The organism is Enterococcus ureilyticus (assembly GCF_001730315.1).
Classification (GTDB): domain Bacteria; phylum Bacillota; class Bacilli; order Lactobacillales; family Enterococcaceae; genus Enterococcus_L; species Enterococcus_L ureilyticus.
The window spans coordinates 20,765-41,885 of record NZ_MIKC01000009.1; the positions used below are offsets into that span (position 1 = coordinate 20,765).

Annotated in this window: 17 protein-coding genes; 14 read left to right on the top strand and 3 right to left on the bottom strand. The window is 36.7% G+C overall.

What is annotated here, in order from left to right:
* Positions 1 to 137: 137 nt before the first annotated feature.
* The 7 genes from uvrB to BCR24_RS05755 all read left to right on the top strand — a co-directional run bounded on the left by uvrB (position 138) and on the right by BCR24_RS05755 (position 9,250).
* Positions 138 to 2,132 carry an excinuclease ABC subunit UvrB gene (gene uvrB, locus BCR24_RS05725; RefSeq protein ID WP_069639613.1) on the top strand — a complete coding sequence of 665 codons (1,995 nt, stop codon included), beginning with the start codon at positions 138 to 140 and terminating at the stop codon, positions 2,130 to 2,132.
* Between the two features lie 139 nt (positions 2,133 to 2,271).
* Positions 2,272 to 5,088 (top strand): excinuclease ABC subunit UvrA, encoded by a 2,817-nt coding sequence (uvrA, locus tag BCR24_RS05730; protein ID WP_069639614.1) that lies wholly within the window; start codon positions 2,272 to 2,274, stop codon positions 5,086 to 5,088.
* A gap of 433 nt (positions 5,089 to 5,521) precedes the next feature.
* Positions 5,522 to 5,728, top strand: a complete 207-nt coding sequence (locus BCR24_RS05735) for a hypothetical protein (RefSeq protein ID WP_069639615.1) — start codon at positions 5,522 to 5,524, stop codon at positions 5,726 to 5,728.
* A 430-nt stretch (positions 5,729 to 6,158) separates the two neighbouring features.
* Entirely contained in the window at positions 6,159 to 7,043 is an 885-nt protein-coding gene (gene rapZ, locus BCR24_RS05740) for an RNase adapter RapZ (protein ID WP_069639616.1), read from the top strand.
* Positions 7,040 to 8,038, top strand: a complete 999-nt coding sequence (locus BCR24_RS05745) for a gluconeogenesis factor YvcK family protein (RefSeq protein ID WP_069639617.1) — start codon at positions 7,040 to 7,042, stop codon at positions 8,036 to 8,038. The genes rapZ and BCR24_RS05745 overlap by 4 nt, the downstream gene beginning before the upstream one ends.
* 27 nt (positions 8,039 to 8,065) lie before the next feature.
* Positions 8,066 to 9,001, top strand: a complete 936-nt coding sequence (gene whiA / locus BCR24_RS05750) for a DNA-binding protein WhiA (RefSeq protein ID WP_069639618.1) — start codon at positions 8,066 to 8,068, stop codon at positions 8,999 to 9,001.
* A 48-nt stretch (positions 9,002 to 9,049) separates the two neighbouring features.
* On the top strand, positions 9,050 to 9,250 hold the full coding sequence (locus BCR24_RS05755; RefSeq protein ID WP_069639619.1) for a hypothetical protein: 201 nt from the start codon (positions 9,050 to 9,052) through the stop codon (positions 9,248 to 9,250).
* 18 nt (positions 9,251 to 9,268) lie between these two features.
* On the opposite strand, the gene BCR24_RS05760 is transcribed toward BCR24_RS05755, so the two are convergent.
* The 3 genes from BCR24_RS05760 to BCR24_RS05770 all read right to left on the bottom strand — a co-directional run bounded on the left by BCR24_RS05760 (position 9,269) and on the right by BCR24_RS05770 (position 11,111).
* A complete protein-coding gene (locus BCR24_RS05760; protein ID WP_069639620.1) occupies positions 9,269 to 9,790 on the bottom strand; it encodes a DsbA family protein in 522 nt (173 codons plus the stop codon).
* Between the two features lie 93 nt (positions 9,791 to 9,883).
* Positions 9,884 to 10,480 (bottom strand): ATP-dependent Clp endopeptidase proteolytic subunit ClpP, encoded by a 597-nt coding sequence (gene clpP, locus BCR24_RS05765; protein ID WP_069639621.1) that lies wholly within the window; start codon positions 10,478 to 10,480, stop codon positions 9,884 to 9,886.
* 154 nt (positions 10,481 to 10,634) lie between these two features.
* On the bottom strand, positions 10,635 to 11,111 hold the full coding sequence (locus tag BCR24_RS05770; RefSeq protein ID WP_069639622.1) for a TM2 domain-containing protein: 477 nt from the start codon (positions 11,109 to 11,111) through the stop codon (positions 10,635 to 10,637).
* A 216-nt stretch (positions 11,112 to 11,327) separates the two neighbouring features.
* Here BCR24_RS05770 and BCR24_RS05775 point away from each other — a divergent pair, with 216 nt between their 5' ends.
* The 7 genes from BCR24_RS05775 (at position 11,328) to BCR24_RS05805 (ending at position 21,056) form a co-directional block, all read left to right on the top strand.
* The gene (locus BCR24_RS05775; RefSeq protein ID WP_069639623.1) at positions 11,328 to 11,843 is read left to right on the top strand and encodes a hypothetical protein; all 516 of its coding nucleotides are present in this window, start codon (positions 11,328 to 11,330) and stop codon (positions 11,841 to 11,843) included.
* 652 nt (positions 11,844 to 12,495) lie between these two features.
* On the top strand, positions 12,496 to 14,187 hold the full coding sequence (gene ilvD, locus BCR24_RS05780) for a dihydroxy-acid dehydratase (RefSeq protein WP_069639624.1): 1,692 nt from the start codon (positions 12,496 to 12,498) through the stop codon (positions 14,185 to 14,187).
* A 13-nt stretch (positions 14,188 to 14,200) separates the two neighbouring features.
* The gene (ilvB, locus tag BCR24_RS05785; RefSeq protein WP_069639625.1) at positions 14,201 to 15,895 is read left to right on the top strand and encodes a biosynthetic-type acetolactate synthase large subunit; all 1,695 of its coding nucleotides are present in this window, start codon (positions 14,201 to 14,203) and stop codon (positions 15,893 to 15,895) included.
* Between the two features lies 1 nt (position 15,896).
* Complete coding sequence (ilvN, locus tag BCR24_RS05790; RefSeq protein ID WP_069639626.1) at positions 15,897 to 16,379, top strand: acetolactate synthase small subunit; 483 nt, start codon at positions 15,897 to 15,899, stop codon at positions 16,377 to 16,379.
* A gap of 55 nt (positions 16,380 to 16,434) precedes the next feature.
* Positions 16,435 to 17,430 (top strand): ketol-acid reductoisomerase, encoded by a 996-nt coding sequence (gene ilvC / locus BCR24_RS05795; RefSeq protein ID WP_069639627.1) that lies wholly within the window; start codon positions 16,435 to 16,437, stop codon positions 17,428 to 17,430.
* Between the two features lie 116 nt (positions 17,431 to 17,546).
* Entirely contained in the window at positions 17,547 to 18,803 is a 1,257-nt protein-coding gene (gene ilvA, locus BCR24_RS05800; protein ID WP_069639628.1) for a threonine ammonia-lyase IlvA, read from the top strand.
* A gap of 381 nt (positions 18,804 to 19,184) precedes the next feature.
* Positions 19,185 to 21,056, top strand: a complete 1,872-nt coding sequence (locus BCR24_RS05805) for an acyltransferase family protein (protein ID WP_069639629.1) — start codon at positions 19,185 to 19,187, stop codon at positions 21,054 to 21,056.
* Positions 21,057 to 21,121: the final 65 nt, after the last annotated feature.

Here is a 21,121-nt window from a genome sequence, read left to right on the forward strand (position 1 = left end):
TGTGAAATCCTTATTGTTTAAAACGAAGCTTTGAATTGATAAGCTGCCGAGACTATCACTTATCTGGATCACTAGCTTATATTAAAGTGAGATTTTTATAGAAAAAGAACAATAATTAAATAAAAGGAGGATGTTAAATGATAGAAAGAGAGACCTCCAATACATTTGACTTAGTATCAAAATATAAGCCGGATGGAGATCAACCAGAAGCAATTAAGAAGTTGGTCGAAGGTATCGAAGGCGGAGAAAAAGCACAAATTTTGTTAGGTGCTACAGGAACCGGGAAAACATTTACGATCTCCAATGTTATAACGGAAGTGAACAAGCCAACATTGGTTATTGCCCATAATAAGACCTTAGCTGGACAGCTTTATGGAGAATTTAAAGAATTCTTCCCTAATAATGCGGTCGAGTATTTTGTTAGTTATTATGACTACTACCAACCAGAGGCCTATGTTCCTTCAAGTGATACATATATAGAAAAAGATGCAAGCATCAATGATGAAATCGATAAATTGCGTCATTCTGCAACTAGTTCATTGTTAGAAAGAAATGATGTAATCGTGGTGGCGTCTGTCTCATGTATTTTTGGGTTAGGTGATCCTAAAGAATATAGTGAGCAAGTGGTGTCTATTCGAGTTGGAATGGAAATGGACCGAAGCCAGTTATTAACAGATCTCGTTAATATTCAATTTGAGCGAAACGATATTGATTTTCAACGAGGTCGCTTTCGCGTTCGAGGGGACGTGGTGGAAATTTTTCCTGCTTCAAGAGATGATCATGCCTTGAGAGTTGAATTTTTTGGAGATGAGATCGAGCGTATTAGAGAAGTTGATGCATTGACAGGTGAAGTGATTGGCGAGACGGAGCATGTAGCGATTTTCCCAGCAACTCACTTTGTAACCAATGAAGATCATATGGAGCATGCGATTTCTCAAATCCAAGAAGAATTAGATGCTCGTTTAAAGGTACTGCATAGCGAAAATAAATTATTGGAAGCACAACGTTTGGAACAACGGACAAATTATGACATTGAGATGATGAGAGAAATGGGCTATACATCTGGTATCGAAAATTATTCTCGTCATATGGATGGCCGCTCAGAGGGAGAGCCACCGTACACATTGATTGACTTCTTCCCGGATGATTTTCTACTTGTGATTGATGAATCCCATGTATCAATGCCGCAAATCCGTGGGATGTACAATGGGGACCGTGCTAGAAAACAAATGTTGGTGGACTATGGTTTCCGTTTGCCTAGTGCTTTGGATAATCGGCCTTTACGATTAGAAGAATTTGAAAAACATGTCCATCAAGTGGTATATGTTTCTGCCACTCCTGGACCGTACGAATATGAACAGACAGATACGGTGATTCCACAGATCATTCGACCGACTGGGCTCTTAGATCCGTTAATTGAAGTACGTCCGATCATGGGACAAATTGATGATTTAGTTGGTGAAATCCATGAGCGAGTAGCAAAAGATCAACGAGTGTTTATCACAACGCTAACCAAGAAAATGTCTGAAGATTTGACCGATTACCTAAAAGAGTTAGGAATCAAAGTAAAATATCTTCACAGTGATATCAAGACGCTTGAACGAACGGAGATTATTCGTGATTTACGTTTAGGAGAATTTGATGTATTGATTGGGATCAATTTACTTCGTGAAGGACTAGATGTGCCTGAGGTCTCTTTAATTGCGATTTTAGATGCAGATAAAGAAGGATTCTTAAGGAGTGAGCGCTCATTGATCCAAACAATCGGACGAGCAGCTCGTAACTCAGATGGACGTGTCATTATGTATGCTGACAAAATCACTGATTCGATGCAAAAAGCAATGGATGAGACAGCACGTCGCCGTTCGATCCAAGAAAAATACAATGAAGAACATGGTATTGTACCAAAAACAATCATTAAAGAAATTCGTGAGTTGATCTCTATTTCTAAGACAAATGAAAAAGGTGAAACATTCAAGATTGACAAGTCCTATCACGAGTTGACTCGTCAAGAAAAAGCCGATCTATTAATGAAGCTAGAGAAAGAAATGAGAGATGCTGCGAAAGCTTTAGACTTTGAAACAGCAGCGACTTTAAGAGATACTATCTTAGAACTAAAAGCAGGAGATTAAAGTATAGTGACTGCTTCATTTGATTGGTAAAAAACATGGATTAGGAACGAGAGCGGATTAACAGATTTTTTTTTCAGCGTACTGTTCAAGATTCGCTCAAAATAATACTCGCTGTGTTTCACAGCAAAGGAGAGTAGTAATGGCAAATGATAAAATCGTCATTCATGGCGCACGCGCACATAATTTAAAGGACATAGATGTTACGATTCCTCGTGATAAAATGGTCGTAGTGACTGGCTTATCTGGTTCAGGGAAAAGTTCATTGGCATTTGATACCTTGTATGCAGAAGGTCAACGTCGATATGTAGAGAGTCTGTCAGCATATGCCAGACAATTTTTAGGTCAAATGGATAAGCCTGATGTAGATAGTATTGATGGATTGAGTCCCGCTATTTCGATTGATCAAAAAACTACCAGTAAAAATCCCCGTTCGACAGTAGGAACTGTAACGGAAATCAATGATTACTTAAGGCTCTTATTTGCCCGAGTGGGTCATCCCATTTGCCCTAATGATGGAACGGAAATCACCAGTCAATCTGTTGAACAAATGGTCGATAAAGTCTTAGAACTGCCTGAGAAAACTAAACTCCAGGTATTGGCTCCTGTGATCGTTAAGAAAAAAGGTCAACATAAGAAGATTTTTGAAATGATTCAGCGTGAAGGGTATGTTCGGATGCGTGTTGATGGAGAAACCTACGATGTAACAGAAGCTCCTGAACTTGAAAAAAATAAAAAACATGACATTGCGATCGTCATAGACCGAATCGTTGTAAAAGAAGGAATCAGGTCTCGTTTATTTGATTCTTTTGAAGCAGCACTGCGTCTGGCGGATGGTTATGCTTTGGTAGATGTGATTGATGGCGAAGAGATGCTTTTCAGCGAACACTATGCGTGTCCCTATTGTGGCTTTACAGTAGGTGAATTAGAACCTAGATTATTTTCATTCAATGCTCCATTTGGCGCTTGCCCTGACTGTGATGGATTAGGGATAAAATTAGAAGTCGATCGAGATTTAGTCATTCCAGATCCAACAAAAACATTGCGTGAAGGGGCAATTGCACCTTGGAACCCTATCAGTTCTCAATACTATCCGCAAATGTTGGAACAAGCAGCGGATAGTTTTAATATAGATATGGATACACCATTTAGTGAATTACCCGAAGAACACCAAGATATTATTTTAAATGGGTCAAAGGGGGAACCGTTTCATTTCCATTATGAAAATGATTTTGGTGGAGTACGAGATGTAGAAGTCCCCTTTGAAGGGGTCTTAACAAATATCAAACGTCGTTATCACGAAACCAATAGTGATTTTACTCGCGAACAAATGCGGCTATATATGACTGAACTAACGTGTCAAACCTGCTCTGGTTACCGTTTGAATCCTCAAGCGTTATCTGTTAAAATCGACAACACGAATATCGGTCAAGTTACAGGGTTGGCAATCAAAAATGCTGTGGCGTTTTTTGAAACACTTACTCTATCTGATCAAGAGCAAATAATTGCTAAACCAATCTTAAAAGAAGTGAAAGATCGGTTGAACTTTTTGGAAAATGTTGGGTTGGATTATTTAACTCTAAGTAGGGCAGCTGGAACATTGTCTGGTGGTGAGGCGCAACGTATTCGTTTAGCAACACAAATTGGTTCCAATTTATCAGGTGTATTGTATATTCTAGATGAACCTTCGATTGGATTACATCAAAGAGACAATGATCGATTGATCGAATCACTCAAAAAAATGCGTGATTTGGGAAATACGCTGATTGTTGTTGAACATGATGAAGATACAATGCGTGCATCGGATTATTTGATTGATGTCGGACCAGGTGCTGGACATTTAGGGGGAAAAATCGTAGCTTCTGGTACGCCAGATGAAGTAGCTAAAAATCCCAATTCCCTAACTGGTCAATATCTTTCGGGTAATAAAGTTATTCCTGTCCCAAAAGAACGTCGTAAAGGGAATGGCAAGAAAATAAAAGTTACCGGTGCTTCTGAAAATAACTTAAAAAATGTGACAGTAGAATTTCCTTTGGGGGAATTTATCGCAGTCACTGGGGTTTCAGGATCTGGGAAAAGTACCTTAGTAAATCAAATCCTAAAAAAGGCTCTAGCACAAAAAATTAATCGGAACTCCAATAAACCTGGAAAACATAAAAGTATCACAGGCTATAAGCATATCGAAAAAATCATTGATATTGATCAGAGCCCAATTGGACGAACACCGCGAAGTAACCCAGCCACATATACAAGTGTGTTTGATGATATTCGTGATTTGTTTGCAAAAACGAACGAAGCAAAAGTTCGCGGTTATAAAAAAGGGCGCTTTAGTTTTAATGTGAAAGGTGGACGTTGCGAAGCGTGTCGCGGGGATGGAATTATTAAAATTGAAATGCACTTTTTACCTGACGTGTACGTTCCCTGTGAAGTTTGTCATGGAAAACGTTACAATTCGGAAACATTAGAAGTTCATTATAAAGGGAAAAATATCTCTGATATTCTAGAGCTGACAGTTGAAGATGCAGTAGAATTCTTTCAACATATCCCTAAAATTCATCGGAAATTGAAAACAATCGTTGATGTTGGATTAGGCTATGTCACATTAGGGCAACCAGCAACTACATTGTCGGGTGGCGAGGCGCAGAGGATGAAGCTTGCAAGTGAACTTCACAAAAATTCCAATGGTAAAAATTTCTATATTTTAGATGAACCAACTACAGGATTGCATACAGATGACATCGCTCGTTTATTAGTCGTACTAGAAAGACTTGTAGAAGCGGGAAATACTGTTCTTGTTATTGAACATAACTTAGATGTAATCAAATCGGCAGATCATGTGATCGATTTAGGTCCTGAAGGTGGAGACGGTGGTGGAACAATCGTTGCTACAGGAACACCAGAAGAAATTGCTAAAGTCAAAACGAGTTATACTGGAAAATACCTCAAACGAGTTTTATAAAATGGTATACTCTATCTGAAAGGAATAACACTTTTTTAAGAAAGTTTGAAGATTAGAGTAAAATTATCTGTTGCTATTGATTTTTTTCGTTCCTTGAAGTAGAATCACACTCAGATAGATATATTGTTCAACCAAATTGGTATATATCTTTCCTTCTATAAATAATCCGTTCAAAAGAAAACAGCCTGAATTATTTAAGGTTGTTTTTTTTTATCAAAAGAATAAATTTCAATAAGTATAAAGGGTAAAGAAAACAATTAAATAAATAAAAATGAGTGAAAAATAATAAAACAAAAGAAAAAATATGTTTTTTAATAATCTTAATCTAAAAATAGTCAAAAAAAGGAAAAATCTATACGTAAGTTGAATGATTATTTATTGAAAATCATGATATCCTATAAATACAAAAAGTGTATGGAAGGATGATTTTTTCTTGGAAAAAAGAGAAGTAAAAATTGGCGCACATTATGTTTGTCATGGATCAGATTTTTCTTGGTTTTTTGTAGGAGAAGCCATCTCTAAAGAAGATGATGATGTACAAGTAAGAGTGATAAAATGTCACCCAACAGATCGTCCAGTCATAAATTGTGATGATCCCATTTTAAACCTAGACTACTTTAATGTCATTGAAGACGCGTAATTTTGATTTTTCCAAATTTAAGTTTGTTCTTACTAAATTGCTTTTAACAAGTAATCATATATATCAAAAAATAGATGAACACTGAGATATAAGCAGGGTTCTAAAGTTTCACAATTTTAAAGATAGTGCATCATTTTTTTATTTCACATTTCAATTTGGCGTATGAAGGATAACTAGTGATTAGTTTTCTTCTACGCTTTTTTTGTAGTTTATAAATATATTTAAAAAATATTTGTTATGAATATTATTGATACAAAAGAAAATGAATTAAGAGAAGAATTTTTTGAAAAAAAGTTGAAATTGAATAAAATATAGCCTACCAATTAATTCGTAAGAAAGTCTGAATCACAGATAAGAATGTTATGAAAAGCTTTCTTTGATACGCCCGGGATGTTATAATTAATAAAATGTTTCCTAAGGAGTGCTAAAAATGGTCGATAATCTACAATTAGTAATAATCACTGGAATGAGTGGTGCAGGAAAAACTGTCGCTATTCAAAGTTTTGAAGATATGGGGTATTTTTGTATCGACAATATGCCACCAAGTTTGATCCCAAAGTTTTGGGAGTTGATTAAAGAGTCTGGAAAAGTAACGAAAATTGCGCTTGTGATTGATTTACGTTCCCGTAATTTCTTTAGAGAGATTCAAGATATGTTGGTTGAATTAGAAAATACGAATTTAATAGATACTACGATCATGTTTCTAGATGCGACGGATGAAGAGCTTGTTTCTAGGTACAAAGAAACTCGTCGTGCGCACCCATTAGCGATGGATGGTTTAATCACCGAAGGAATCAGGAAAGAGCGGGCAATTCTTGAAGAAATCAAAGGCGATGCTCAAGTTGTAATAGATACGACCAGCTTATCTCCTAGACAACTACGTGAAAGAATCAATAGTGAATTTAAATCTAGAGATACGCACGAATTCCGTGTAGAGTTGGTTTCTTTTGGATTCAAATACGGTTTACCGATCGATGCAGATATTGTGATGGATGTCCGTTTTTTACCGAATCCTCATTATATTCCAGAATTAAAACCACTGACTGGACAAGATCCATCTGTCTATGATTATGTGATGAGTTTTCCTGAAACAGAGAGCTTCTATACTCGTTTTATCGATTTATTAAAAAATGTGATGCCAGGCTATGAAAAAGAAGGAAAATCGAGTGTTACGATCGCTATCGGATGTACTGGTGGACAACATCGATCAGTCGCACTGACTGAACGTGTCGGTAAGGAGTTAGGGCAAGAATATCATGTGAATATTACCCATCGTGATAAAGGAAAACGGAAAGAGACGGTAAATCGCTCATGAAAATGAAAACTTATCGGATTAGAAAACCCAAGATTGTTGTTGTTGGCGGAGGGACAGGCTTACCGGTTATTTTAAAAAGTCTACGAAATCAAAGTGCGGATATTACAGCAGTTGTAACTGTAGCGGATGATGGAGGAAGCAGCGGTGAAATCCGAGAATCGATGAACATGACGCCTCCTGGTGATTTGCGTAATGTTTTGGTCGCATTATCAGATATGCCTCAGCTTTATGAAGATATTTTTCAATATCGTTTCGATCATTCAGATAAATATTTTGCTAATCATGCAATTGGCAATTTAATCATTGCGGCTGTTTCAGAAATGCGGGGGAGTACCTATGAAGCGATTCAGCTACTTTCAAAAATGATGCATGTTGACGGGCATATTTATCCTTCATCAGAAAGACCATTGACGCTTCATGCCGTTTTCAAAGATGGTACTATCGCAGTTGGAGAATCAAGTATTGCAGTTGATCGAAAAACAATCGATCATGTTTTTGTGACTAACACGAATGATAATGAGCAACCAAAAGCTGCTAGGAAAGTCGTTAAGGCTATCGAAGAGGCAGATATGATCGTGTTAGGACCAGGTAGCATGTTTACAAGTATTTTGCCTAACTTAGTGATCAATGAAATCGGAGATGCGATCATTAATGCAGAAGGAGAAGTCGTTTATATCTGTAATATTATGACTCAAAAGGGCGAAACGGAACATTTTACTGATGCTGATCATGTTTGTGTTTTACATGAACACTTAAAAAGTAAATTTGTTGATACTGTTTTGGTCAATACTGAAAATGTTCCTGATGGGTATATGGATCCGGAGATTTATGATGAATATCTAGTTCAGGTGGAGCATGATTTTCAGCGTTTGAGAGATGAAGGCTGCCGTGTGATTTCGACAGATTTCTTGAAATTACGTGACGGCGGTGTTTTTCATGACGGGGATAAGGTTGTAGATGAATTATTCCGTATCGTATTTGGCCCAAGATATTAAAAAGTAAGAAGAGAGGAGGAAGGTAGATTGTCTTTTGCAGCGGATGTAAAAAAAGAACTAACGACCTTAGAAGTTCATCGGGAACATGCTCGATCAGAATTAGCTGCGTTGATTCGGATGAATGGTTCACTAAGTATCGTGAATCAGCAATTCGTCTTGAATGTTCAAACAGAAAATGCAGCGATTGCCAGACGAATCTATTCTCTTTTAAAAGATCATTATGAGGTGCGTTCGGAATTATTGGTTCGAAAAAAGATGAAACTAAAGAAGAACAATGTCTATATCGTAAGATTAAAGCAAGATACGAAAAGTGTATTAGCTGATTTAGACATTTTAGATGGTATGATGTTTAACACTCATGTGTCGGACGAAATTATAGGAAATGCACAAAAAATGAGGTCTTATTTAAGAGGAGCTTTTATGGCTTCTGGATCAGTTAATAACCCGGAAACTAGCCGATATCATTTGGAAATATTTTCTATTTATGAAGAACATAATGATGATATTTGTCAGATGCTGAACTATTATGACTTGAATGCTCGAACGTTAGAACGGCGCAACGGTTATATTTCTTATTTAAAAGGTGCTGAACGAATTGCTGATTTTCTAACGTTGATCGGTGCGACCAATTCAATGTTAAAATTTGAAGATGTTCGGATCGTTCGTGATATGCGTAATTCAGTCAATCGGTTAGTCAATTGTGAAACAGCGAATCTCAATAAAACAATCGATGCAGCTTCGAAGCAAATTGAAAATATACAGTATATTGAAAGTGTAGTTGGCTTATCGGCTTTACCAGGGAAATTACAGGAGATTGCTGAATTAAGATTAGAGTATCCAGAAGTAAGTTTAAAAGAATTAGGCGAGATGATCCCATCAGGTGCTATTTCAAAGTCAGGAATCAATCATCGAATTCGTAAAATCAATGAATTTGCAGATAAACTAAGAGAAAAAAGTGCGTAACCTTTTATGGATTGCTATGAGAGAATAGCAGAAAGTTGGGTGGAAATGATGGGCGTAGAAGATAAAGATTTTATCATGAGGCAAATCAAGCAACTCGGAGAAGGTCTAGGAAATTTTCTTGGCAAGGAGGATGTAGATAAGATTTTGAGTTTTGGAGAAGACGCTGAAAAAGAGATTCAAGATTCTGCAACAGCTAAGGAATCGAGTATTGACCGTAGCTCTAAAGAAAACGAGACCAAGCCTAAATAAATAGCTTGGTCTCGTTTTTTATTTCCCTTCTATATAACCAATCAATTCTTCTTTAGTAATCGATTCATCAAAAATATGCTCACCAATAATAATTGTTGGTACAAATTTGATATTGGCAGCTTCAGCTTCCTGAATTACTGCTTGAATGATCGCAGGTTCTTCTTTTTTAGACAATTGTAAATTATCTTGTGCAAAAACAGCGACATCTTCTAAAGAAAGATTTCCCCATTGGTCTTGGGTATCATACATTTGTTTCAAATCAGCCAACCCTTTTTCAGGTAAGTCATAATTGATATGATGATGCATGACATTGCCTCGTTGTAGGCTTTCTTTTTCTTTGTCTAGTAGCTTGATAATTCGTTGGACTTTTCCTTGTTTGACATACTCATTTAGGAAATCAAAGGATTCCTCAAACCATTTTTTACAATAAGGGCAACGAACATTCATAAATTCTACCATCTTTACTGAAGCCGAGTCTTTTCCAATAGCTAAACCATTTTTTGTAGTAACTTTTGTTGCATCAATAACTGAAATATCCATTTTACAAACATCCTTTCATTTCTTATACTTATAAGTGTAGCGCTTTTAATCATCAATTTAAATAAAAATGCCCAAAATTCTGGGCATTTTTCATTATTTACTTAATGAGCTGCTATTTTCCATTACTTCATCGATCAAACCATATTCTTTCGCTTGTGTAGCTGTCATAAAGTTGTCACGGTCGGTGTCGCGTTCGATGACTTCAAGTGGTTGACCAGTACGCTCAGCCAAAATTTTATTTAGGCGATCACGTGTATCAAGAATATGTTTCGCTGCGATCTCAATTTCAGTTGCTTGACCTTGAGCGCCACCTAATGGTTGGTGGATCATGATTTCTGCATTAGGTAATGCGAATCGTTTGCCTTTTGTACCAGCAGTCAATAAGAAACTGCCCATAGAAGCTGCCATACCAAGAACGATAGTTTGGACATCCGCTTTAACAAAATTCATTGTATCAAAGATGGCTAATCCAGCAGAAACACTTCCACCTGGTGAGTTGATGTATATATAGATGTCTTTTTCAGAGTCTTGTGCATCCAAAAATAATAACTGAGCAATGACCGAGTTTGCTACATTATCATCAATTGGACCACTTAACATAATGATTCTATCTTTTAATAATCGTGAATAAATATCATATGCTCTTTCTCCACGAGATGATTGTTCAATAACTGTTGGTATTAAATTCATAGTATATTCCTCCTATAATAAAGCTCTTCAAATCATTTTATCACAAAGCAAGACTTAATGCTTAAAAAAAGTATACTGTATTGGTCAATAAAGGTCAACTTTAATGCACTAAATTAAATAAAAAAACCTTAGAAAACTAAGGCTTTTTTGAGTATTATGAAGTGACTACAATATTTCCATTTTGATCAGCTGGTTTAAGTAAAGTCATGATTGAAGTGAAAAATGCAATAACTGCAGGAATCGCTGTCCAAGAGAATACTAGGTACATAATGCCTTTTCCAGTGAAACCAGAATAAAACTTATGAATGCCTATCCAACCTAAGAAAAAGGCTAATATAAAATAAATCCATTTATTAACAACTCTACCATGCTGTACATAGCCGCCAACGGACTGTGTATTGTTATTTTCATTCACAATGTTAATATTGATCTTATCTTGTAAATTGTCTATTGTATTTGTAGCTTGTTCTGCTTTGTGGATGATCAATTCGTCACCATCTTCAAATACATCAACTTGATCCCCAACTTCTGGCTTAAAATGAAACCACTCATACAAAGCACGAGTTGTGCTTCCATCTTCATTAGCAATAACAACATCATCAAAATCTAACTTAATAACTTTTTTCCCCATATCAACTTCCCCAATTCTCCAAATAATATTACTACCGCTATATTATATCATCAATTGAATGAGTAATCTAGACCTATAAATAAAGGAAATAAACAAAATGCTAAAAAAAAAATAAAAAGTTTAGTAAGATAAAATATTTTTTTTCATATTTTTTTGTCCTTGTGAAAGAGTATGTTATACTAAAAAAACAAGAATGAAAAGAGTGAGGGAATCCAAATGGTGGTTTTTATTGCAGGTATGACTGGTGTGCTAATTGGTGCAGTCATTGTATCAATAGGCGTGGCACTTCGTGTCACTTATGATGAACGCAAGGCAGTCCGTTACCGAGAATTAGAAAATTTTGTTAAAGAAATAGAAACACTGAACCTTCTAAACAAGAAGATCAATGAGATTCTACAAAAAAGAGATATCTATGTAGACAAGTCGGTGAATTTTATATCAATGGACGATTGTTATATCAGCATCGACGATTTTATTTATTTAGAATCTTTTTCTGCCCAAAATAATTTTTACTTACCAACATATTTGATTGAAGAATTTTTCAAAAAAATCGCCCATAGAAAAGTCATCTTAACACCAGATGAAGTGATCTCAATGGGTGGTAGTACTTATAAAGGCGGGCGCGTGATTTTAGAAAGCTTTTCAGAAGAGCTACTTTCAATCATTGAAGATAAGAAAAGACAAATGAAACGGTTGACACATAAACCTTTATACTATTTTCAAAGAGGATAATAGAGTAGACACTTGAAGGATTTCAAGTGTCTTTTTTTTTGCAAATGATAAGACGTATATTGGATTTTTCATGTCCTAAAATGAGATGAACAATGAAATAAAAGTAAGGACACTACTTCGACCAGATTAAGCTCTAACCATTCATTTGAAATCAAGAGTGGCAGCGATTATTCTATAAATATAAACGACGGAAAAAAATCAAAGCATTGAATTTCCATTCGTTAGATAGAAAAAAACCATAAGTAAGAAAAAGAGAACTTATGTTTTTAGAATTTTCTGAATCTTTTTATCAAATTTTATTGACATTCTCATTTAATAGGTTTATAGTTAACAAAAGCTTTTATTTATCACATGCTATTTTAATCTTTACGATAGATTTTTAAAAATGAGGAGACCGTTACTATGGAAAAGACAAAAAACAATCACGTATTAGTCATTATTTTACCGTGTAGGACTTAGAACACTGAGAAATTTCGCAGATGTTTGAGTCCTGTTTGTCTTTCGTAGATGGGATTCTTACTAAGACATCCCATTATTCAATGGGATGTCTTTTTTTTCAAAAAAATTGTAAGGAAGCAGAGTAAATAAAAAATTGAATCAGAAGCAGCAAATTAAAAGCTACTGACGATAACTGAATTGGAGTGGATGAAAAATGCGTAGTGATCAAATAAAAAAAGGGATTGAAGCTGCACCCGCCAGAAGTTTACTTTATGCAACGGGACAAGTGAAAAATGCTAAGGACATGCAAAAGCCGTTTATAGCAATTTGTAATTCTTATATTGATATTGTTCCGGGTCATGTACATTTAAGAGAGTTAGCCGATGTTGCAAAAGAAGCGATTCGGGAAGCGGGAGGAATTCCTTTCGAATTCAATACGATCGGTGTAGATGATGGGATTGCGATGGGGCATATCGGCATGCGTTATTCTTTACCTAGTAGAGAAATTATTGCAGATGCTGCTGAAACGGTGATCAATGCGCATTGGTTCGATGGTGTTTTCTATATTCCAAACTGTGACAAAATCACTCCAGGTATGTTGATGGCAAGTGTACGTACAAATGTTCCTGCAATTTTTTGTTCAGGTGGTCCGATGAAGGCAGGTGTTGATCCAAGAGGTCATACTACAACGCTCTCGAATATGTTTGAAGCAGTTGGAACATTTAAAGAAGGCAAAATGACAGAAGAAGAATTCAATTTTATGGAGCAAAATGCTTGCCCAACCTGTGGTTCCTGTGCAGGAATGTTTACGGCAAATTCGATGAATTGTTTGATGGAAGTGTTAGGAATGGCTTTACCTGGAAATGGGACGATTTTAGCTGTATCAGATGAACGGAGAGAATTAGTTAGACGGTCTGCGTTTCATTTGATGGATCTAGTCAAAAAACAGATTAAACCAAGAGATATCATCACAAAAGAAGCAATCGATGATGCATTTGCTTTAGACATGGCAATGGGCGGTTCTACTAATACAGTTTTGCATACATTGGCAATCGCAAATGAAGCCGAAATCGACTATAACTTGGAAGAAGTCAATGCGATTGCAGAACGTGTTCCATATTTATCAAAAATCGCTCCTTCATCTGCCTATTCGATGCACGATGTCCATGAAGCAGGTGGTGTTCCAGCAATTATGAAAGAGTTGGTCGATCTAGGCGATGCAATTCATCCAGATCGTATCACAGTCACAGGAAAAACGATTCGTGAAAACGTTCAAGATGCAGTAATCAAAAATGAAGAAGTTATCCATCCAAAGGAAAATCCATACAGTCCGGTTGGTGGTCTATCGATTTTGTATGGAAATATTGCGCCAAAAGGCAGTGTGATCAAAGTCGGCGGGGTTGATCCATCAATCAAAAAATTTGTAGGGAAAGCAATTTGTTTTGGCTCTCATGATGAAGCTGTGGCAGCAATCGATGATCATACGGTAAAAAAAGGTCATGTTGTCGTGATTCGTTACGAAGGACCAAAAGGCGGACCAGGTATGCCGGAAATGTTGGCACCGACATCAAGTATTGTAGGACGAGGTTTAGGCAAAGATGTAGCATTGATCACAGATGGGCGTTTTTCGGGTGCTACTCGAGGAATCGCTGTTGGTCATATTTCTCCAGAAGCTGCAGCAGGCGGACCCATTGCATTAATCGAAGATGGGGATGAAATTGAGATTGATTTAATCAATCGGACATTGGAATTACATGTTTCTGAAGAAGAGCTGGCGAAAAGAAATGATCAACTGCCGACATTCAAAGCAAAAGTAAAAACAGGATACTTAGCTCGATATACAGCGTTGGTCACTTCAGCTCATACAGGTGGAATCATGCAGATTCCAGCAGATTTGCTAGACTAGAGGAGGGAAGCTCATGGCAGAAAAACAGAGAAAAATGAAAAATGGTTCAAAGCTTTTAATTGACTCGTTATTGAAGCAAAAGGTAGAAATGATTTTTGGATATCCTGGTGGAGCAGTCCTCCCTCTATACGATGCGTTATATGATGGAGACATTCCGCATATTTTAACGAGACATGAACAAGGAGCCGTCCATGCAGCTGAAGGATATGCGAAAGCAACTGGTAAACCAGGTGTTGTTATCGTAACTAGTGGTCCAGGTGCAACAAATGCGATCACTGGAATTGCGGATGCAATGAGTGATTCAATTCCTTTAGTTGTCTTTACAGGTCAAGTAGTCACAGATGGTATTGGAAAAGATGCCTTTCAAGAGGCAGATATAATTGGATTAACGATGCCGATCACTAAAAATAATTACCAAGTTCGAGAAACAAAAGAATTACCAAGAATTATTGAAGAAGCCTTTCATATTGCGACAACTGGCAGAAAAGGCCCGGTTGTGATCGATTTACCAAAAGACATGACCATTATGGAAGCTGAGGCAGACATTGAGGTAAAACTAAACTTACCAAGTTATCAACCAACTGTGAAACCAAATAAACTACAAATCAAAAAACTTATGGAAGCCTTGTCGACAGCTAAAAAACCATTGGTATTAGTCGGAGCAGGTGTACTACACGCAGATGCAGGGCAAGAATTAGTTGAGTTTGTCAATAAATATCAAGTTCCAGCGCTAAGTTCACTGTTAGGACTTGGAGCAATTCCAACAGAAAACGAGCTGTTCTTAGGCATGGGCGGTATGCATGGCTCGTTTGCAGCGAATATGGCATTGACTGATTGCGACTTGCTGATCAATATTGGCTCTCGCTTTGACGACCGTTTGGCTAGTGCACCAAAAGAATTTGCTTCAAACGCAGTGATTGCTCATGTTGATATTGATCCTGCTGAAATCGGAAAAATCATCGATACTCAGATCCCAATCGTAGCAGATGCGAAAGAAACGTTAAAAGAAATGTTGAAAACAGAAGTAAAATGCAATGATTGGAGCGATTGGAAGAAACTAAATCTTTCACGAAAAAAACTACACCCATTCAAATATGATAAAGAACAAAAGACCGAAATCAAGCCGCAAAAGGTCATTGAATTCATTGGTGAATTGACAGAGGGTGAAGCCATCGTTGCAACGGATGTTGGTCAGCATCAAATGTGGGCTGCACAGTTTTATCCATTTAAAAATGAAAAACAGCTTATAACAAGCGGTGGTCTAGGAACAATGGGCTACGGTGTTCCAGCTGCAATCGGTGCAAAATTGGGTTGTCCAGATAAAGAAGTTGTTCTCTTTGTCGGTGATGGTGGCTTCCAAATGACAAATCAAGAGTTAGCAATTTTAAATGAATACAATATTCCAATCAAAATCGTGATTTTGAATAATCAGTCATTAGGAATGGTCCGTCAGTGGCAGGAAAGCTTTTTCAACGGTCGCTGCTCAGAATCAGTTTTTGCTACACAACCAGATTTTGTAAAAATGGCAGAAGCCTATCATATTAGAGGAATCAGAATAGAGGACCCGAATACTGTCGAGGCAGATTTAACTGAAGCCTTTAAAGAAACAGGACCATTATTGATTGAAGTGATGGTTTCACCAACGGAACATGTATTACCTATGGTTCCAGCTGGAAAAGCAAACTATCAAATGCTGGGGGTGGATTAAAATGAGACGGATCATTACCGCAACAGTCAATAATAATTCGGGTGTCTTAAACCGGTTTAGTGGTGTGTTGACACGCAGACAAGTCAATATCGACAGTATATCTGTTGGAGCAACGGAGTTAGAGAATGTTTCAAGGATAACGATCATCGTTCAAGTAGCAGATTTAAATGAAGCAGAGCAAGTGACCAAACAACTGAATAAACAAATCGACGTGATCAAAGTTTCTGATATTACAGATGAACCACATTTGGAAAGAGAACTAGCGTTGGTCAAGCTTAATGCGCCAGCTACTGTTAGAGCTGAATTGTTCTCAGTGATCGATCCATTTAGAGCGAACGTGATCGATGTCGGTACACGTACCGTCGTGATTCAAGTCACAGGCACTAGTGAAAAAATCAGTGCCTTTGTCGATGTTGTAGCGCCATATGGCATTAAACAATTAGCACGAACAGGTGTTACTGGATTTACAAGAGGCAATAACTAAAAAAGGGTCTTAAAGCATACGCTTATAAGCATAAAAAAATTTGGAGGGTTCAAAAATGGCAAAAGTATATTATGATAATTCAGTAGAAAACAATCAATTAGAAGGAAAAACAATTGCAATCATCGGTTATGGTTCGCAAGGACATGCCCACGCTCAAAACTTACGAGATAATGGCAATCAAGTAATCATCGGAATTCGTGAAGGAAAATCAGCAGAAGCAGCTCGTAACGATGGTTTTGACGTATTGACCGTTGAAGAAGCATCTAAAAAAGCAGATCTAGTCATGATTTTAGCTCCAGATGAAATCCAAGGAGAGCTCTATGACAATGAAATTGCACCAAACTTAGAAGCAGGCAATGCATTAGCATTCGGTCATGGCTTCAATATTCATTTTGATGTAATCAACCCACCAAAAGATGTGGATGTTTTCTTAGTTGCTCCTAAAGGACCAGGACACCTTGTTCGTCGTACGTTTACAGAAGGTTTTGCAGTACCTGCATTATTTGCGGTATATCAAGATGCAACAGGAAAAGCAAGCGATGTTGCTTTGTCTTATGCCAAAGGAATCGGTGCTACGCGTGTCGGAGTACTGGAGACTACCTTTAAAGAAGAAACTGAAACAGATCTATTCGGGGAACAAGCCGTATTATGTGGTGGTTTAACTAGCTTGATCGAAGCAGGTTTTGAAACCTTAACAGAAGCTGGCTACCAACCGGAATTAGCTTACTTTGAAGTATGTCACGAATTGAAATTGATCGTTGACCTTATTTATGAAGGAGGATTTGAAAAAATGCGTAACTCTATCTCAAATACTGCAGAGTATGGAGATTATGTATCAGGACCACGTGTTGTTACCTCAGAAGCTAAAGCTAATATGAAAGAAGTGTTGACTGATATCCAAAATGGCAAATTTGCTAAAGGATTCATCGATGATAATAAAAATGGCTTTAAAGAATTCAATCAAATGCGTAAAGAGAACGCTGGACATCCAATTGAAAAAGTTGGCGCAGAGTTACGTAAAATGATGCCTTTTGTATCAAGAGAAGACTAAAAGATACGTTCAGTAACTAGAGGCTGAGAAAAGAGCTGTATTCCTTCTGCAATTAATAATGGGAGTGCACCATTTATCTCAGCTTCTTTTACTTACATAAGAAAGGTGGGGAGTATTTGTTAAAACTTACGAAGGAAAATGTTGAAGAAGCGTATGATGTATTAAAAGAGGTCGTGACAAAAACACCACTACAATATGATCTATATTTATCACAAAAATATCAATGTAATGTTTATTTAAAAAGGGAAGACCTGCAAAAAGTTCGCTCATTCAAATTAAGAGGAGCGTACTATGCTATCAAGCAAACACCTGTTGAGATGTTAAAAAACGGTGTTGTCTGTGCTAGCGCTGGAAATCATGCGCAAGGGGTGGCTTTTACTTGTCAAGAAATGGATGTAGCAGCCACGATTTTTATGCCAACAACAACTCCTCAGCAAAAAATATCTCAAGTAAAATTTTTTGGTGGGGAGAAAGTAACAGTAAAATTGTTTGGAGATACTTTTGATGCCTCTGCCGAAGCAGCAAAAAACTTTGCCAAAACAAATAATCAAGCCTTTATTGATCCTTTTAATGATTTAAATATTATGGCCGGACAGGGAACCGTAGCAGTAGAAATATTACAAGAAGCTAAGAAATCTGAATTTCAAGTGGATTATCTACTTGCCGCTATTGGTGGTGGTGGACTTGTCAGTGGTGTTGCGACATATACCAAAAATAGTAGTCCGACAACTGCGGTCCTTGGTGTAGAACCGCTTGGCGCTCAATCTATGCGGGCTGCTTTTGATGAGGGAAAACCAGTAATGCTAGATAGCGTAGAAAAATTTGTAGATGGAGCTGCTGTAAAACAAGTAGGTGCGTTAACGTATGAACATGCTCTTGAATATGTCGACGAATTGTTAGCTGTTGATGAAGGTCAAGTCTGTTCAACCATACTAGAGTTATATACAAAACAGGCTATCGTTGTCGAACCGGCGGGTGCATTGAGTGTATCAGCTTTAGAATTAGTTAAAGAGGATATTAAAGGAAAAAATGTTGTTTGCATCATTAGCGGTGGTAATAATGATATTAATCGAATGGAAGAAATCGAAGAACGCTCATTGATTTTTGAAGGATTAAAACATTATTTTGTTATTAATTTTCCGCAAAGACCAGGAGCTTTAAGAGAATTTGTAACGGATATTCTAGGACCAAATGATGACATAACACGTTTTGAATATACCAAAAAAGTTAATCGTGGAACAGGACCTGTTATTCTAGGTATTTTATTAAAGGAAAAAGAGGAACTTCCTAATTTATTAGCAAAAATGGCGGAATTTGATCCTAAATATATTGATTTAAGTGATAATCCATCATTATATGCACTACTCGTATAATAACTATTTACGTTGAAAGCTGTCTAAAATTAAATCAAAAAAATTGAGTTGTCAGTCAGAAAAAAATCTGATTTTCAGCTCAATTTTTGTATTCTCAAAGAATATCTAAAATTTACTTAAAAAGTCGAAAATTGAAGAGAGAGTTCTTGCCATTTGTGTAGAAAGAACGTATATTTAAGTTACTACTTTAAATCGGTCAAAAAACAACGACCGTCAATGAACATGAGCAAGATAGAAATTTTTTTACACTTCAACAGGCCACCTTTTTTTGGTCAAACGCGACTTATTTTTTCTATCGATCGTCATTTTTTAAATCATGTTTCCTTTGTTAAAAATTACTCGAAATATAAAAAAGAATATTAGTAAAGTTGGAAAATATAAATGAATAATAAAAAAAGATTAGAAAATCGCCGTTATATTACCGGGTTCGATGGGATTCGAACAATATCGGTCATTGGTGTGATTCTGTATCACTTGTTCCCTAATATAATGCATGGGGGCTATTTAGGCGTCCCTATTTTTTTTGCAGTTTCAGGCTATTTGATTACTGACTTACTGAGGCAAGAATGGCTTCAGACGGAAACAATCGATGTTAAAGGTTTTTATATTCGAAGGATGAAGCGGCTGTATCCAGGCTTGGTTGCAATGCTGATTACATCCTCTGCATATATCGTGTTCTTTCAAAAAGATTTACTAAATAACTTACGCAGTGTCGTTGCCAGCAGTGTCCTATATTATAATAACTGGTGGCAAATTTTTAGGGGTTTCTCTTATTTTGATCGATTCACAACACAGTCTCCATTTACACATATTTGGTCTCTCGCTGTCGAGGCACAGAATTATTTGATTTGGCCATTGTTATTTATTATTCTAAAAAAATACGTTAAACATAGTGGTAAGATCTTTGGAATCATTATGGCGCTCGCTATGGGGTCAGGTATTTTGATGGCTGTTTTATACACCCCTGGAGCAGATCCTACTAGAGTGTATTATGGGACAGATACAAGACTGTTTTCAATATTGATGGGTAGCGGTCTAGCATTTGTTTGGCCAAGTTTTCGTTTAAAGGAAGAGATTCCGATAAAAGCCAAAAATTTACTGAACGGTGTCGGAATTGCTTCATTAGTAATCTTAGTGTGCTCCTTTTTATTTTTAGCTGATCATTTAGCATTTGTGTACTATGGCGGGATGTTTATTGTCAGTATATTTGCAACGATCTTAGTTGCTGTGACCGCGCATCCTGGTGCTGATCTGAATCGATGGCTAACGAATCCTGTTTTTACATGGTTTGGTAAAAGAAGCTATGGTATTTATTTGTATCAATTTCCAGTCATGATTTTTTATGAAGCAAAAATTCAGAATTTAAGTGATCATATATTTTTGCACTCATTGATTGAGATTGCGTTGATTCTTGGAATCAGTGAGCTCTCTTATCGTTTTATTGAAAAACCGCTAGGCAAATTCTATTATCAATATACATGGTTTGCAATTAAAGATTTTTTCCGAAAACCTTGGCTAACGATTCCAAAAGTGACTGCTTTGATCAGTGTCGTATTTACTTGTTTTGCACTTTTTGCTTTGGCTGTAGCACCATCAAATGAAATTACGGCAGAGCAACAACAACTTCAAGAAAATATTGCAGCGAATAAAAAGCAAGCTGAACAAAGAAAAGCAGAAGAAAAAGCCAAAAATGAAGGGAAAACAACTGATTCGAACAATCAAACAAATGTAGCGCCCGAAACGAACTTTGATTTGACTGAGGCAGAAAGTAAGAAAGCCAAGAATATGGAAGTCACTGCTTTCGGTGATTCAGTTATTTTAGACGCATCAGCAGGTCTCCAAGAAATTTTTCCGAAGATGATCGTTGATGGTGAAGTCGGCAGACAATTGTATACTAGTACGCCTAATATTGAAAAGTTGGATAAAGAAAAATTATTGAAAGATAACGTATTAGTGGGACTTGGGACGAACGGTTCGTTTACTGAAGCACAATTCGATGAATTTATGACAGCAATTGGTTCCAACCGTAAAGTCTTTTGGATCAATGTTCGTGTACCAACTCGTCGATGGCAAAATGAAGTGAATACGATGCTAGAAACAATGAAAAAGAAATATAAAAATCTAGTGGTAATTGACTGGTATGGATATAGTAATGAGCATGAAGAATGGTTTTACGAGGATCGGGTTCATCCAAATGTGGACGGTCAGGTAAAATACTCAAGTTTTATTGCTAAGCAGATTGTAGAAAAATGAATTTATGAAGTTAAATAAAAACATGGAAACAAATAAACGCTTTGAAGCGTTACTTGTTTCCGTGT

Coding starts and splice junctions, on each gene's coding strand:
- uvrB (WP_069639613.1), top strand. CDS start 138: ATGATAGAAAGAGAGACCTCCAATACATTTGACTTAGTATCAAAATAT.
- uvrA (WP_069639614.1), top strand. CDS start 2,272: ATGGCAAATGATAAAATCGTCATTCATGGCGCACGCGCACATAATTTA.
- rapZ (WP_069639616.1), top strand. CDS start 6,159: ATGGTCGATAATCTACAATTAGTAATAATCACTGGAATGAGTGGTGCA.
- BCR24_RS05745 (WP_069639617.1), top strand. CDS start 7,040: ATGAAAATGAAAACTTATCGGATTAGAAAACCCAAGATTGTTGTTGTT.
- BCR24_RS05755 (WP_069639619.1), top strand. CDS start 9,050: ATGGGCGTAGAAGATAAAGATTTTATCATGAGGCAAATCAAGCAACTC.
- BCR24_RS05760 (WP_069639620.1), bottom strand. CDS start 9,790: ATGGATATTTCAGTTATTGATGCAACAAAAGTTACTACAAAAAATGGT.
- clpP (WP_069639621.1), bottom strand. CDS start 10,480: ATGAATTTAATACCAACAGTTATTGAACAATCATCTCGTGGAGAAAGA.
- BCR24_RS05770 (WP_069639622.1), bottom strand. CDS start 11,111: ATGGGGAAAAAAGTTATTAAGTTAGATTTTGATGATGTTGTTATTGCT.
- BCR24_RS05775 (WP_069639623.1), top strand. CDS start 11,328: ATGGTGGTTTTTATTGCAGGTATGACTGGTGTGCTAATTGGTGCAGTC.
- ilvD (WP_069639624.1), top strand. CDS start 12,496: ATGCGTAGTGATCAAATAAAAAAAGGGATTGAAGCTGCACCCGCCAGA.
- ilvB (WP_069639625.1), top strand. CDS start 14,201: ATGGCAGAAAAACAGAGAAAAATGAAAAATGGTTCAAAGCTTTTAATT.
- ilvN (WP_069639626.1), top strand. CDS start 15,897: ATGAGACGGATCATTACCGCAACAGTCAATAATAATTCGGGTGTCTTA.
- ilvC (WP_069639627.1), top strand. CDS start 16,435: ATGGCAAAAGTATATTATGATAATTCAGTAGAAAACAATCAATTAGAA.
- BCR24_RS05805 (WP_069639629.1), top strand. CDS start 19,185: ATGAATAATAAAAAAAGATTAGAAAATCGCCGTTATATTACCGGGTTC.